The organism is Leptospira bouyouniensis, from assembly GCF_004769525.1.
Taxonomy (GTDB): Bacteria; Spirochaetota; Leptospiria; order Leptospirales; family Leptospiraceae; genus Leptospira_A; species Leptospira_A bouyouniensis.
This window is the reverse complement of sequence record NZ_RQFT01000011.1, coordinates 527,354-543,077: the sequence shown is the minus strand read 5'-3', so window position 1 is coordinate 543,077 and position 15,724 is coordinate 527,354. Positions and strand designations below refer to the sequence as shown.

At 30.9% G+C, this 15,724-nt stretch carries 15 protein-coding genes; all 15 read left to right on the top strand.

What is annotated here, in order from left to right; translation table 11 throughout:
* Window positions 1–776, top strand: a 776-nt coding sequence (locus EHQ43_RS14295) for an oligosaccharide flippase family protein (RefSeq protein ID WP_167481798.1), incomplete at its 5' end; no start/stop codon positions are given.
* Between the two features lie 22 nt (window positions 777–798).
* Window positions 799–1,971 (top strand): glycosyltransferase family 4 protein, encoded by a 1,173-nt coding sequence (locus EHQ43_RS14290; protein ID WP_167481797.1) that lies wholly within the window; start codon window positions 799–801, stop codon window positions 1,969–1,971.
* 65 nt (window positions 1,972–2,036) lie between these two features.
* Window positions 2,037–2,867 carry a hypothetical protein gene (locus EHQ43_RS14285; RefSeq protein ID WP_135771530.1) on the top strand — a complete coding sequence of 277 codons (831 nt, stop codon included), beginning with the start codon at window positions 2,037–2,039 and terminating at the stop codon, window positions 2,865–2,867.
* Window positions 2,864–3,817: an FkbM family methyltransferase gene (locus tag EHQ43_RS14280; protein WP_135771529.1), complete on the top strand. Its 954-nt coding sequence runs from the start codon at window positions 2,864–2,866 to the stop codon at window positions 3,815–3,817. Before EHQ43_RS14285 ends, EHQ43_RS14280 begins: the two co-directional genes overlap by 4 nt.
* Before the next feature lie 17 nt (window positions 3,818–3,834).
* The gene (locus tag EHQ43_RS14275) at window positions 3,835–4,710 is read left to right on the top strand and encodes a class I SAM-dependent methyltransferase (protein ID WP_244242817.1); all 876 of its coding nucleotides are present in this window, start codon (window positions 3,835–3,837) and stop codon (window positions 4,708–4,710) included.
* Between the two features lie 107 nt (window positions 4,711–4,817).
* Complete coding sequence (locus tag EHQ43_RS14270; RefSeq protein ID WP_135771528.1) at window positions 4,818–6,047, top strand: hypothetical protein; 1,230 nt, start codon at window positions 4,818–4,820, stop codon at window positions 6,045–6,047.
* Window positions 6,048–6,056: 9 nt separating this feature from the next.
* Window positions 6,057–6,971: a glycosyltransferase family 2 protein gene (locus EHQ43_RS14265; RefSeq protein WP_135771527.1), complete on the top strand. Its 915-nt coding sequence runs from the start codon at window positions 6,057–6,059 to the stop codon at window positions 6,969–6,971.
* A gap of 215 nt (window positions 6,972–7,186) precedes the next feature.
* A complete protein-coding gene (locus EHQ43_RS14255) occupies window positions 7,187–8,491 on the top strand; it encodes a glycosyltransferase family 4 protein (protein WP_135771525.1) in 1,305 nt (434 codons plus the stop codon).
* Window positions 8,475–9,689, top strand: a complete 1,215-nt coding sequence (locus EHQ43_RS14250) for a glycosyltransferase family 4 protein (protein WP_135771524.1) — start codon at window positions 8,475–8,477, stop codon at window positions 9,687–9,689. The genes EHQ43_RS14255 and EHQ43_RS14250 overlap by 17 nt, the downstream gene beginning before the upstream one ends.
* Window positions 9,679–10,608 (top strand): glycosyltransferase family 2 protein, encoded by a 930-nt coding sequence (locus EHQ43_RS14245; protein WP_135771523.1) that lies wholly within the window; start codon window positions 9,679–9,681, stop codon window positions 10,606–10,608. The genes EHQ43_RS14250 and EHQ43_RS14245 overlap by 11 nt, the downstream gene beginning before the upstream one ends.
* The gene (gene glf, locus EHQ43_RS14240) at window positions 10,605–11,729 is read left to right on the top strand and encodes a UDP-galactopyranose mutase (protein WP_135754266.1); all 1,125 of its coding nucleotides are present in this window, start codon (window positions 10,605–10,607) and stop codon (window positions 11,727–11,729) included. Before EHQ43_RS14245 ends, glf begins: the two co-directional genes overlap by 4 nt.
* Window positions 11,730–11,783: 54 nt before the next feature.
* Window positions 11,784–12,545, top strand: coding sequence for a glycosyltransferase family 2 protein (locus EHQ43_RS14235; RefSeq protein WP_135754265.1), 762 nt, complete (start codon window positions 11,784–11,786; stop codon window positions 12,543–12,545).
* Window positions 12,546–12,617: 72 nt separating this feature from the next.
* Window positions 12,618–13,412 carry a glycosyltransferase family 2 protein gene (locus tag EHQ43_RS14230; protein ID WP_135754264.1) on the top strand — a complete coding sequence of 265 codons (795 nt, stop codon included), beginning with the start codon at window positions 12,618–12,620 and terminating at the stop codon, window positions 13,410–13,412.
* Between the two features lie 6 nt (window positions 13,413–13,418).
* The gene (locus EHQ43_RS14225; RefSeq protein WP_135754263.1) at window positions 13,419–14,561 is read left to right on the top strand and encodes a methyltransferase domain-containing protein; all 1,143 of its coding nucleotides are present in this window, start codon (window positions 13,419–13,421) and stop codon (window positions 14,559–14,561) included.
* A 19-nt stretch (window positions 14,562–14,580) separates the two neighbouring features.
* Window positions 14,581–15,720: a glycosyltransferase family 2 protein gene (locus EHQ43_RS19595; RefSeq protein ID WP_167481796.1), complete on the top strand. Its 1,140-nt coding sequence runs from the start codon at window positions 14,581–14,583 to the stop codon at window positions 15,718–15,720.
* Window positions 15,721–15,724: the final 4 nt, after the last annotated feature.

The following is a 15,724-nucleotide window of genomic DNA, read 5'->3' as shown; positions in this document are numbered from 1 at the left end:
CTATTATTTCCTATTTATTGATTTTTATCTATTATTGCAATATAAAGGGATTTAATATTTTATATTTTCCAAAATTTACTAAGTGGTTCGTTTTATTAAAAGAATCATTTCCAATTTTTATATCTGGATTATCTGTCATACTCTATATGAAAATCGATCAATTGATGATCGGCATGCTCTTGGGAGATAGTTCAGTTGGATTTTATAGTGTAGCTGTGAAATTAAGCGAATTTTGGTATTTTTTACCGCTAGGAATTTCTGCTTCATTTTATCCAACACTTATTGAATTAAAAAAATCTTCAATTGCGAAATACAAGGAAACCTTCCAGAATCTTCACATCGTTTTGTTTATGATTTCTATATTTATGGCATTTATAGTTCAAATCTTTGGGAATTGGATTGTTGAATTTTTATATGGTGTTGATTATTCTTTAGCAGGTGATGTTTTTCGAATTTATATTTGGTCAGCTATATTTGTTTTTTTGGGAGTTGCTGGAGGAAACTACTATATTATTGAAAACAAACAAAGTTTTGTTTTGCTAAAGAGTATTGTTGGTTTATTTATGAATATTATACTTAATTTTATTTGGATTCCCTCCAATGGCATTTTAGGGGCAGCAGCAGCTACTTTAGTTTCCCAAATTGTTTCTGCGATGTTGATTCCTTTATTATTTAAAGAACTTCATGAATTATTGTTTTTTCAATTAGAATGTTTTGTTTTTTGGAATTGGCATAATCGGTTGAAGAATTTTTATTTTAAATTTAAAAGTAATTAATTAATTCAAAGGTTTTTTGAAATTGAAAATTTTATATGACCATCAAACTTTTTTAGAGCAGGTGTATGGTGGTATTTCTCGCTATTATTATGAGTTAATTACAAAAATTAGTCAAAGAAACAATTTTTATGTTGAGCATTCAATTTTATATTCAAATAACGAATATTTGAGAAATGACGAGACATTTAATATTGAAGCGTTTTATTCGATAAATAACTTCCTTAACGAGAAATATTTTTTTGGAAAAAATCGATTATTCAACCTGTTCAAAAAGTTCAAATTGGTTCGAGACCATAGTTTGGAAATGGAGAAATTTGTTAAGGATAGACTCCTTTCAGGTGAAATAGATATTTTTCATCCAACATATTATAATCCTTATTATTTAGAGTGGGCAATTAAATCAAATACACCAATTGTTATAACCGTATATGATTTAATTCATGAAAAATTTAGTGATTATTTTCCGAACGTGAATAGGTTTTTGGAAAGGAAAAAAATCTGTATAGAATCTGCAAATAAGGTAATAGCAATATCGGAAAATACCAAAAGAGATCTGGTGGATTATTATAAATTACCAGAGAGTAAAATTGAAGTGATTCATTTAGCTTCTTCTCTAAATCAAATAAAGAATGAAAAAATTTTACGAGAAGATTTCTCAGACTCAATTTTATTTGTCGGAAATCGTTCAATTTATAAAAATTTCCAGTTATTTATTAAAAGTATTATACCGTTGTTTAAAGAATTTCCAAACCTTAATATTATAGTTGCCGGCGGAGGAAATATTTCATCTTCTGAAACTAAATTACTAAAAGAAAGTCAAATTGAAGATAAAATATTTTTTAAATCTTTTCATAATGATTCTGAATTAATATCTTTGTATCGTTCATGTAGACTTTTTGTATTTCCTTCTATATATGAAGGCTTTGGTATACCGATCATAGAATCAATGCAGAATGGATGTCCAGTAGTATGTAGCAATACGTCTTCCTTTCTCGAAGTAGCCGGCGATGCAGCCTTTTATTTTAATCCAATGGAAGCGGAATCAATTTTTGAATCTGTTAGAGAAGTATATAAAAATTACAATCTCAGGCAAGAATTAATTAAAAAAGGATTTTCCCGGAGTCAAAAATTCACTTGGTTAAGTACAATTGATCAAACATTGAAATGTTATAAAGATCTAATTAATTCAATATGAAATTACCTGTACTATTAATTGCTTTTAATCGACCACATCTAACATCTGTCGTGTTAGATTCGATCATGTCTTATGAACCTAGTGTTTTGTATATAGCTGTAGATGGTCCACGACATGAAATGGATAATATTGCAATAAATGAATTCAAGGAAATATTGAGCAAAAGAAATTTTAATTTTAAATTAGTTACTCTATTTCGAAAAGAAAATTTAGGATGTAGGCTTGCAGTTTCGAGAGCAATCGATTGGTTTTTTGAACATGAAGACATGGGTATTATTTTAGAAGATGATTGTTTGCCCAATAAAAGTTTTTATAGATTCATGGAACTTATGCTCATAAAATACAACAAAAATGAAAATATTGGTATTATATCAGGTAATAATTTCTTTTATAATAAAGTACATTTGCCCTACTCATATTACAGCACAGTTTATACACATATATGGGGTTGGGGGACATGGAAAAGGGCTTGGTTGGGATACCAGAGCAGCGGAATAAGTGAAGAGCGAATTGAAGAAATTGTTAACTCAAAATTTCCAAATAAAGTAGAAAGATGTTTTTGGATTGAGAATGTTAAGTTGGCTAACTCGGGAAAATTGGATACCTGGGATTTACAATGGGGGTTTTTCAACTGGGAGAAAAATCGTATTAACATAATGCCTTGTAAGAATCTTGTGAAAAATATTGGCTTTGGTTTTGATGCGACTCACACCAAAGTTGAGAATTCAAAATTGAATCAAATTGAAACAAATGAGCTAGATTTCCCTTTGATTGATCCGCCGAATTTAATTCCAAATCCATTATTGGAATATTATACACGACGAATTTTCGTTAAAATTTCCTTTTTAGAAAGAATTAAGAATTATATTTTAAGTAAGATGGAAAAAATTATATGAAAAAGTTATTGATTAGAATATTGCAGCGGTTACTAAATCGTCTGTTTCTAGATTATATTGATGAACAAAAGAAAATTAATTTAAGGTTGGAGAAGATTCATATTGATTTGGGAAAACTGCAATCAAAAGCAAATATTCAGAAGAGTTCTTTGAATTTATCTGAAAATGGATTTTCTGTATTTTCTCAATGGGATGAGGATGGAATAATTCAATTTATAATTTATAAGATCCCGGAGATACCAAGAATATTTATCGAATTTGGAGTAGAAAACTATACCGAATCGAATACTCGCTTTCTTCTCTTAAAAGATCATTGGAAAGGCTTAATAATTGACGGAAGTGAAGAGTATATAAATTCAATCAAAAAAACTGAATTGTATTGGAAAACGAAATTAATTGCTGAATATGCATTCATTGATGCTGATAATATTGAAACAATTTTTGCGAAAAATAAATTTTCTGGAGATATAGGTATATTGAGCGTTGATATTGATGGTAATGATTATTGGATTCTAAAAAAAATAACATCGGTTAGACCAGTTGTTGTAATTGTTGAATTTAATAACTTATTGGGAATAAAGAAGAGTTTAAGTGTTCCATATGATCCAAAATTTATTCGGCATGATAAACATTATTCAGGGCTATATTTTGGTGCATCATTAAAAGCTTTTTACGATTTATTAAAAATTCGAGGGTATTCTTTTATTGGTTGCAACGAGATCAATAATAATGCTTTTTTTGTTCTAAATGAATTTGCAGGACGTTTTCAGGTATTAACTCTCGAAGAGGGATATTCGTATAATTGGGTGCGTGAATCAAGGAATTCTATAGGAGATTTGACGTTTTTGGATAATCGCTTAGAACGTTTGGAAGAAATTAAAGATTTAAACTTTTTAGATTTGGAATCAAATCAGCTCATAAAAATTAAAGATTATATAGACTATATATAATAAAATTTGGTAAAAATATGAATATTGCAAAAATTAAATGTAGGCTCTGTGGTAGTGATGCTACTTTGGTGAAATCGGATTTATTATATTTAAAAAAATTTAACGCAAATCTGTATCAATGTAATTATTGTAAAATGCTACAATTGGACTTTGTAAATTGGTTAGATTTTGCATACTCAGAAAGTATTTCAATAACGGATACTGGTTTAGTCCAAAGAAACATAATGTTAGCTAAGAGAGTCCTGGTTTTGCTTTCAGTAATTAATCTTAAAAATTTGTTTCCAGTTTTTTTATATAGGATATTTAAAAAATACTTAAAGATTTTTGCAGCGAAATCTATTAAGCCTTTCAAATCTAAAATTTTAGATTTTGGAGGCGGTTATGGATTGTTGGTAAGATTGCTTCGAGATGCTGGTTTTGATGCCTATTGGAATGATTTATATACTGAAAATTTGTTAGCTAAAGGATTTGAGAAGAATAGCGGTTACTATGAGGTATTATTAAGTTTTGAAGTTCTTGAACATTTGGAAAACCCAAAATTTGAGTTAGACAAAATTTTTAAAGAATTTAGTCCGAATTTTTTTATAACAACGACTTTATCATATGGAAATGAGGTTCCCAATGAAAATTGGTGGTATTATTCTTTTGAAACTGGCCAGCATATAACATTCTATAATCAAGAAACTTTTAACGTTATTGCCTCTATATATGGTTACCATTATTTCTCAGTCGATGAAACATTTCATATCTTTTCTAAACAAAAAATTAACAAAGAATTAATTCGATTTTACGTGCAGCGAAGTGATTTTTTTTACGACACTTTCGCCAGGAAGTATAATAGTCTCACATTGACTGATCATGACCGAATGTTAGAAAGAATTAAGTTGTCATAACAATCGTTTTCTATTAATATGGATTTCAAATTTGAATATCAGATATTCTTATCTACGATTTTGCATAATCCAATATGCTCAACTGATTAGCAACTTTTTCTTTTTTTATGGCTCGTAATTTTTATCGTCATTCTTACTTCTTAGTCATTTTCAGTTTGATTGCTGCTGTTTATCTAGTTTCTCGACCTATGGTAACCTTGGATTCCTATTGGGCGATTCCAACAAGTTTAAGTTTAATAAATGAAGGAAATTTTGACTTAGATGAGTATATAGGTTATGGTCTACGGGAATCATATGCTTCTATTTTTATTGAAAATCATTATTATAATTTTTTTCCATATGGAATAAGTATACTAATTTCGCCTATAATTTTCTTTTTAAATTTTTTTATAAGTGAATCAATTTGGTTTAATCATAATGCTCAACTTGAAAAGTTATCTGCCACTATAATAGTGCTGATCTCTCTTCTCTTTTTGTATAGATTATTTACTTTTTATTTGTTAAAAAAAAGGGCTGCTTTCTTGATATTCGTGATAGCACTTGGTACACCATTGTTGACTTCCGGAAGCAGGGCACTTTGGCAACATCCTGGAAGTGTTTTACTACTTTCAATAGTATTGTTAATACTGAATTCGAAAAAGCAGACCCGATTTTCGTTGAATTTAATTGGTATTATCTTGGTTTTTTCTTATGTGGTTAGACCGACGAACATAATTCCATTAGTTTTCATTTCATATTATTTAATTCGTAATTATCGAGCAAATAGAATGATGTATATAATTACTATTTTAATTATGTTGGTTTTATTCTTTATATTAAACTTCTTCCTTTTTGATGATTTCATTCATCCATATTATCGTTCGAATAGATTAAGCTTTGATTGGGAACTGTTTCGAATTGCAATATTCGGAAACCTATTGAGTCCTAATAGAGGTATTTTAATTTGGTCACCTGTTTTGTTTGTTATTTTTTTAACTATTTTTATTTCGGGACCTGACAAACCAATATTGTTACTCTGTCTGACCGTGGTGATTATGCATTTACTTGCTATTTCAATGTTTCCACATTGGTGGGGTGGTCATTCTGTTGGACCCAGATTTTTTACAGATATCATTCCTTTTTTTGGTTTGATTTTAGCTATCGTTTGGAAACATTTCCAAGATAGCCAATTATTTTCTCTGGTTTTTTTGTTTCTTGCCATGCTATCTATTACAATTCATATATCGGCTGCTTTTTCTAAAAAAACACAATTGTGGAATATCAGAGGTGGAGATGTAAACATATTTCCTGAGCGAATTTGGGACTGGAAAAAGCCTCAGTTTTATCCGTTTGATTAATATCCTTCCATGATCCAAATCTCAGAAAACCAAATTATTACCATAGTAACACCTTCCTATAATCAAGGTGAGTTTATCGATCGAACTCTTAATTCGATTCTTTCTCAAGAAGGTTCGTTTTATCTCGATTTTATCGTGATGGATGGAGGATCAAAAGATAATTCAGTCAATCGAATTAAGTTTTATTCAGATCTGTTTGAGAATGCAGAGATCATTGGAAATTACCTAGATCTATCTTTTCGAAAACTGAGTGGTAATACTTCGTATGCTACAAAATGCTTGGGTATAAGTTACCGTTGGTATTCTGAAAAAGATAATGGCCAAACTCATGCAATCAATAAGGGTTGGAAGTTAGCAAAAGGATCCATTATTGCATGGTTAAATTCTGATGATATCTATATGCCTTCGGCAATACAGAAAGCATCTGATGCATTAAAGGAACCTGGCAATTATGGTCTCTATGGAGTTGGATTACATATTGATAAAGAAGATAAGTTCCTTGAATTTTATCCTATTGAATCGTTTTCGAAGGAGCGGTTGATAGAATACTGTATCATTTGCCAGCCAACAGTATTTCTAAAATCAGAAGTACTTTCAAAAATTGGTTTTTTAAATGAATCACTCGGATATTGTATGGATTATGAATACTGGTTAAGAATTTCTAAGGAATCTACTTTTATTTTTTTACCAGAAATTCTTGCTTGTACAAGAATTCATGAAAATACAAAAACAAGTCAGAATTTGAATGTTCATCGTGAGATCGTTCAAATGCAGAAGAAAGTTGTAGGTAAAACGTCAGATCATTGGTTGTTTCACTATAGTTTTTATTTCATAAAAAGTCAATTTCCAAATATAAAACATTCTTTGTTACTAAGTTTACTTTTCAGATTCTATTTTTTTTATTTGAAATACTTTTCACGCTAATTATATGATTAACAAAGAATATATAAAAAAGTTAGTACATCTGCCATACGGTCAAAGTTTGATTCAGATTTTTGAATTAAGTGGAAGCCAAATTTTACGTGCCATATGTTTTAATCAACATACGCAAAAGTATTTTTTATTTGATCAGCTAACTTCTTTTCCATACTTAAAGTCGAATTCCGATATTCAGAGTTCCGAAAAAGAGTTTAAACAATTTGAAAGTAATTTATGATATATCGGTCCTTGCTTGGTCTGTAAAAAGTAATAAGGCAAAAACAGGGATCTTTCGCGTAATTGAGAATGTACTTTTTCAATTACTGAAAGATACTTCTATAGAATTGTATCTAAGTTCGATACATGGCAATATTTGTGATCTACGGGTTTATTTAGAGAAACAAGGCATTCGCTTAAATGATCAATTTTTATTTATCCCTAAAAATTATTCATCAAAAAAAGATTTAGTCTTTAAATACTACCAATGGATTTTAAATCGATTAGACTGGAAAAAATATCCCTTCTTTTCTGAATTATTAAAGTCAATCTTCACAACTTTAGTAGATCCTTGGCTTTCTTTATTAGGATTAAATGAATACCTTCGCCCCATCCCTAACGCTGCATTAACCAAAGAATTTATATTTCACAGTACATTTTTACCGATTACGAAGTATATTTTAAATTCGGATATTGGTAAAATTGTAACAATTTACGATGTAATTTCATTATTGTATCCACAATATTTTGAAGGTAACCAAGACGAAGTTGTATGGAAACTCATTCGAGATCTAAATAAAATCGATTCGGTGATTACGATTTCGGAATATAGCAAGAAGGATATACTTCTTTGTACTAATTCTATTTCAAAGAAACAAATCTACGTAACTCCTCTTGCAGCCTCCAATCTTTTTTATAAAGAAATTTCAGATAAAAAAATAAACAAAGTATTGGAAAACTTCGGGTTGATACAAGGTGAGTATATACTTAGTGTTGGTACTTTAGAACCTAGGAAAAATCTTAAAAATACAATCAATGCTTTTCTAGCAATGGAATGTTTAACAGATTATCCTGAGCTAAAACTGGCATTAATTGGTGGGAAAGGTTGGGGAACTGAAAGAGAAAAATTACTTGGAAATTTTACTTTAGAGCAACGAAATCGAATCGTTTTTATTGGTTTTGTACCAGATGAATTGTTTTCACCAATTTATTCGGGTGCAATGTTTTTTGTTTATATGTCATTTTATGAAGGTTTTGGTTTACCACCACTCGAGGCGATGCAATGTGGTGTTCCAGTTTTGGTTTCCAATACTTCCTCTTTGCCAGAAGTAGTGGGAGATTCAGGAATATACGCAGATCCAAATGATGTAAGTGAAATAACACGAAAAATGGAAATATATCTGCGTAATGGAAAGTTAAGGATAATCATGGCAACTCGTGCTTTTGAGAGATCTAAGCTATATAATTGGGAGAAGACCAAGTTGTTATCAATAGAAGCATATCTAAGTATATATGAACATAATCATTGATCATCAGATTTTTTTTCAAAACAGGTTTGGTGGCATTTCCAAAATTTTCTTAGAGATCTTACGTCGTTTAAGAGAACGTAATATCAATGTCGAGACATCCGTTAAGGTTGATTCATATTCGAGAGGAATTTTGATAGATCGAGTTACAAATGAACAAATCAATCTACCAGGTTGCATTTCTCTTTATAGGGTTTATAAAATAATCGAAAGAATTTATTTATATTTTGGTTTTTCACTTCCTGAATTTTTAATAAAACGAGAAAGAGGTATTTTTAAATTTAGTCTAAGAAAGCAGATCAAAAAAATAGAAGGAGTTGTTTGTAATGAACTGCTGTCGAATGATTTTACAATTTTTCATCCTACATATTTTCAATCATATTACTTAGATGCCTTAGAAAATAGCAGAACGAAAATGATAATTACCGTATACGATTGTGTACATGAATTGTTTCCTGAATATTATGGTGATTCTAATTTTATTCTAAAGAATAGACAAAAATTATGTGAGATTGCGGATCATATTATCTGTATATCTCATACTACTAAAAACGATCTTTTGCGTTTGTATCCTTCGGTATCAAAAGAAAAGGTATCGGTTATATATTTGGCAGGTGATTTAAGTTCGGAAATGGTGATTTCAAATAATTTACCTTTCAATGAATATTTATTGTTTGTAGGAAATCGATCGGACTACAAGAATTTTTCTGTTCTCCTAAACGCTTTTTCAATTTTAAGAGAGGAAGAACAAATCTATTTGTTATGTGTGGGAGGAGGAGGCTTCTCATTATCGGAACAAAAATCTATTGAGAATCTTGGATTAGGAGATTCTGTTTATTGGAATTCGATTATTTCAGATGCCCAATTGGCTTCTTTTTACAGAAATGCTAGTTTATTTATTTATCCATCTCTATATGAAGGGTTTGGTATTCCTTTACTTGAATCCATGTCGGTCGGCTGTCCCGTTTTGTGTAGCAATATCGAAGTATTTTATGAGGTTGCAGGTGATGCAGCTTCTTATTTTGACCCTAAAGATCCAATTGATTTAAAAAATAAAATAAAAGAAATATTGAGTGAAAAACATTTAAAAGAAAAACTGATAAGGCAAGGTTTCGATCGTGTAAAGAATTTTTCCTGGAATCGATGTGCTGATCAACATATATTGATCTATGAATCACTTTCTCAATTAAATGCAAATTAAAAAACCATTAGTAACCATAATCACAGTTGTAAGAAATGCGGAAGATACGATTGTTCGCACAATAAATTCTGCTTTAAGCCAAAAGAATGTAAATTTTGAAGTATTAGTTTGGGATGGTCTGAGTACGGATCAAACAGTTGAAAAGATCAAATCGTTTGGAAATCAGATTCGATTTTTTTCAGGAAGAGACTCAGGTGTTTATGATGCCATGAATCGAGCTTTACCATTAGCAAATGGAAAGTGGATTTTATTTTTAAATGCCGATGATTATTTTTTACATCCCAATGCATTAGAAAAATTAGTTTCATTTACTAACGATCCAAAAGTAGATTATGTATGTGGTGAAGCCAAAATGTTTTTTGGTTTAAAACGATGGAAACCTAAAACCTTGACTGATTTTGATTTTTTTATTGGGAATCCTTCTAATCACCAAGCCTACTTATGTAAAAAAGAAATATATACGAAGCTAAAGGGATTTAATACTCAATACAAATATTCTGCAGATGTAGATTTTATGTTTCGTGTGATTCAAAAAGGTTATGTAGGTAAAAAAAGTTCAGATCCAATTGTTCATTATTCCTTAGGTGGACTCTCAACGAAAAATATTTCGAAAGGAGTATCTGAATTAGAGTCAATCATGGCTCATTTTTTAGATTCAGATTTACATTTTGCAAGAGAAGCTCGGTTAGTTTTTCATGAAGGAATATTACCTAGAGAGATTTTTTTAGAAACATTAGTTTCAAGGAATTTATCGAATTCGCAATGGAAAGAAATTGTACTTTTTTTAGGAAAAAAAGTAAGTTTTGAATCAGCTTCTCCATTTTTGAAATCATTTCTTTTTTTTAAGTCGATTAGCATCAATTTGATAAAAAGAGTTGTGTTCTTGATTGTAAGTTTATTACCAAAACGAGTTTTATGAAGAAAGTTTTAATAGTTGGTGCTGGTTTTTCTGGTGCTGTTATAGCAAATACTCTGGCAAACACAGGAAATTATCTAATCGATGTAGTTGATGAAAGGAATCATATTGGTGGGAATTGTCACACCGAACGTGATCCTTTAACTAACGTTATGGTGCATAAGTATGGACCACATATTTTTCATACTAGTAATGAAAAAGTTTGGAAGTATATAAATTTATTCGGAGTATTTAAACCATTTATCAATCGAGTTAAATCGATTTACAAAGGTCAGGTTTATTCAATGCCGATTAATCTACATACAATCAACCAATTTTATGGAAAATCATTCGGCCCATCAGAAGCAAAAAGATGGATAGAATCGCAAGGTGATTCTACAATCAACGATCCAAAAACTTTCGAGGAACAGGCAAAAAAGTTCGTTGGAGAAAAACTATACAAGGCTTTTTTTTATGGTTACACTAAGAAACAATGGGGAACTGAACCTCAAAATTTACCAGCTTCTATTTTGAAACGATTACCCGTTCGATTTAATTATGATGATAATTATTACAATGATACTTACCAAGGAATTCCAAAAGATGGTTATACTGCGATCATACAAAAAATGTTAGATCACCCAAATGTAAAAATAAGTTTAGGGTATCGTTTTTTGGGAGAAAAGGAAGATGTCGGAGAATATCACCATGTTTTTTATACAGGTCCAATTGATGCATATTTTTCGTTTCGTTATGGTCGGTTAGGTTACCGGACTGTATATTTCAAAGAATACAGGGCGGATGGTGATTATCAAGGAAACGCAGTTATCAATTTCGCAGATGAAGAAATTCCTTATACTAGGGTACATGAACATAAACATTTTACACCTTGGGAAAACCATAGTGAAACAATTTACTTTGAGGAATATAGTAAGGAAACGGAATCAAGTGATATACCTTATTACCCGAAACGATTAGAAATAGATATGAACATATTGAAACTATATGAATCTGAAGTTACAAATTTGAATAAGGTAACTTTTTTGGGAAGACTTGCTACATATCGATATTTAGACATGCATCACATAATCGAAGAAGCATTGGATTCTGCTGAAAAATTTCTTGAGTTAGATAGTCACAAGTAAATCAGGCTTTTCTTTTTCTCGACTCGAACAAATCTGGATTTGGAATTACCTATCATGCCTAAAGTTTCAGTAATTATGCCTGCATATAATGCGGTTTCCTATCTTGAAGAGTCCGTAAATTCTTTGAAGAACCAAAGTTTTCAAGATTGGGAACTTCTGCTGATTGATGATTGCTCCAAGGATGGGACGGTATCTCTTGCGAAGGAAATTGCAAAAACGGATAATAGAATTCATGTGATTCAAAAAGAAAAAAATTCAGGTTCAGCCGATACACGTAATACTGGAATCCAACTGGCTAAGGGTGAGTATATTGCTTTTTTAGATGCTGATGATTTATGGGAACCTAAATTTCTAGAAACGATGATACCATTTATGCAACAAAATCAGTCTCCGTTTTCATTTTCATCTTATAGAATTGTTGATGAAAATGGAACAGAATTTTGTGAACCATTTATTGTGAAAACAAAAGGATACACATATCGTGACCTGCTATTTTATAATCGAGTAGGTTTACTCACTGCGATTTATCATGTACCAAGTGTAGGAAAAAAATATTTTGATCCTTCTTTAAAAAGTCTTAGAGATGATTATGCTTTATGGTTGGATATACTTCGGGAAGGTAAGGTTGCCTATGCTAATTCCGATATATTGGCTCGTTATCGAGTTAGGAGGGGAGCCGCTACGTCTAACAAGAAAAAAGTGATGTTAGCTCATTTTCGAATGTTGAAAAATCGGGAAAAACTTAACTTTTTATATGCATTCCTTTTGACCTCAATTCATGGAATCATGGGAATTCGAAAATATAGAATCAAATGAACTGATCTAACATTTCTAATTTCTATTTACCGCTTGACTTCCCATTCTAACTTGAGTTTTTAGAAGGTAATTATGGTTGCTAGACGTAGCGTTAAAAATTCAGGGAAATTATCCAAAACTTCCCTTATTATCCCTATCTACAATGAATCCTCCCACTTAGAGGAATTTCTAGTTAAAGTGGACGCTTTAAAACTGCCAACGCATAAAGAGTTAGTATTTATTGATGATGCATCCAAGGATAATTCGCTCTCCATTTTGCAGAATTATAAATTTCGATCAGAACATAAAATCCTAATCCAAGGAAAAAACCAAGGTAAAGGTGCGGCATTACATCGAGGGATTTCTGAGGCATCCGGTGATATCATCATTGTCCAAGATGCGGATTTTGAGTATGATATGGAAGAAATTCCCGTTTTGATTGAACCAATCGTAAAGGGTAAGGCTGATGTTGTTTTTGGTTCACGTTTTAAGAAAGATGGCAGACAGGTGCATCGAACGTTTCATTATCTTATCAATCGTTTGCTGACAATTTTTTCGAATTTCCTAAGTGGTTTATACCTCACTGATATGGAAACATGTTACAAGGCTTTCAAAGCTGAAATTGTAAAGAATATCAATTTAGAATCAAAACGATTTGGTTTTGAGCCAGAAATAACGGCTAAATTAGCACGTTTAAAAATAAGAGTTCAAGAATTTCCAATCTCTTACTATCCAAGGAATTATCTTGAAGGTAAAAAAATTACATGGAAAGATGGAATAGCTGCGCTTAGGCATATTTTTTACTACAATGTAATGGCTAAAAAAGAAAACTTTTTCAGCAAAGATATACCATCCACATACATTCCTAAATCAAGTAATTGGTTATAACATTCGATGCTAACTAGGTTATTTTCTCTATTTGAAGGACGACATTACAGGTATCTAATTGTTGGTATCCTTGTTTTTTGGATCAATGCTTGGTTTGCAAAGTGGATCTTTACATTTCCTTACTTTAGTGAAGGATTTTTTCAAAAAAATCTAGGTAACTTAATTGCTTTAGAACTAGCTCTAATTTGTTCTTATCCACTACATAAGTATATAACTTGGTTAGAGGGTTCTGAAGATTTTCTAAAGAAATTAGTTCAATTTCACTATTATTCATTTTTAGGAATTATAATCAGAATTTTTGTTTTTGCGTTATTAATCTTTTTAGGCTTCGGATGGTTAGTTTCATCTTTTTTTAGTATAGGATTTGTCATTTTAGTAAATTTTGTTAGTTTTGACCGTTTCGTTTTCATTCCAAAAGAGGAATCAATTGCTTCAAATTCACTTAGTTATTCTGCTGAAGGAGAAGGCATTGGTACTCTTGAGACAATTGAGGAAGCAGTTATTTACAATCGCTGGATTGCGAGTAAGATTTTGGATTACCTTGGTGAAAAAAATTTAGAGATAGGCGCAGGAACTGGTACAATTGCTTCGATAACTTCTGAAAACTTTCCGATAGATGTTTTTGATCTATCAAAAGATAATTATAATTTCCTTAAACAAAGATTTAAAAGTGTAAAAAATATCCGAAACATTGGTCAAGATATCTTATCCATTAAAACAAAGAATTATTATGATTGTATTTACTCTTCTAATGTCATGGAACATATCGAGGAAGATACCAAAATATTAAATCATTCATTGTCTTTATTGAAGAAAGGTGGTTTCTTCGTGGCTATTGTTCCAGCAATGCCAATTTTATATTCTATGTTTGATAAAAAAATAGGTCATGTTCGACGATATTCAAAACAAGATATAAAACGTTGGGAACAATCAATTCAACCATTATATAAGATCAAGTGGTTAAAACGAAATTATTTTAATCCAATCGGGGCGATCGGTTGGTTGATAAAAATGAAATTTTTACACCAAAAACAGATTAAAAAGCAAGATGCAATGATCATGAACAGTCTGATTCCTTTTATAGCTTGGTTAGATTATTTACCTTTACCTTTTGGTCAAAGTATGTTGTTGGTATTAAAGAAAATATAAGGTTTAAGTAGTTTAAAATATGACGATTCCTCAGATTACAATTGTTATTCCATGTTTAAACGAACGTAATACCTTGCCCTTTGTTTTAGAAAAATGTTTAAAAGTTAAGAAAGAATTCAAGAATAAATACGAAATTGAGATTCTTGTATCGGACAACGGAAGCAATGATGGATCGCAGGAATATGCGAAATCCTTGGGTGTGCGAGTAGAACCTTGTGAGATCAGAGGTTACGGTGCTGCTCTGGATTCAGGCATAAAGAAAGCAAAAGGCGATATTGTTTTATTTGCAGATGCTGATGATACTTATGATTTCCTGGAAGCACCGAAGTTAATAGCTAAATTAATAGAAACTAATTCAGATATGGTAATTGGTTCTAGGTTGGATGGTGAGATACACAAGGGTGCGATGCCATTTCTTCACCGTTTCCTAGGAACACCTGTCATTAACTGGATTATCAACAGATTGTATGCAAAGAAGTTTAAGATTAGAGATTCCAACTCTGGTTTTAGATGTTTTAATAAAAAAAAGTATTTAGAATGGGATGTCAAAAGTAAGGGGATGGAATTTGCATCTGAAATGCTGATTAAGGCATTACAAAATGATTCTATTATGGAACATGTTCCTGTTTCGTTATATCCTGATAAACCTGGAAGAATACCTCATTTAAAAACTTGGCGAGATGGGATGAGGCATTTGCTGAGAATTCTTTTTTATGCTCCTTATTTTTTCCAAAAACTTGGAATAACGATACTTTTAGTTTCATTTTCGCAATTACTGTATGGTCTCTTTTCGGGTGGAATCTCCGAAGTTTATGGATTCAGAATTTACGGAATTCACTCTTTAGTTTTGTTGTCATTTGCATCTTTGATCGGATTGAGTATATGGAGTGTTGGATTACAAATCGCTACTCGACAGTCAAAAACGTATGGAATCTATGCAATCATTTTGAATTGGAATGAAGATAGATTGTTTTTTGTTTTGCTTTTTGGATTTTCAACAATGATATTTCTGTTTCTCTATTTAATTTGGAAATGGAAACAAAACGATTACCTGTTTTTAAATTTTGAAAGGGAACTAATTGTAACAAGCACTATTGGTTTATTAATATTTCTCTTTGGGATCAATGCTCTCACAGCTCATATTCTAAAAAGAGAATAGTTTA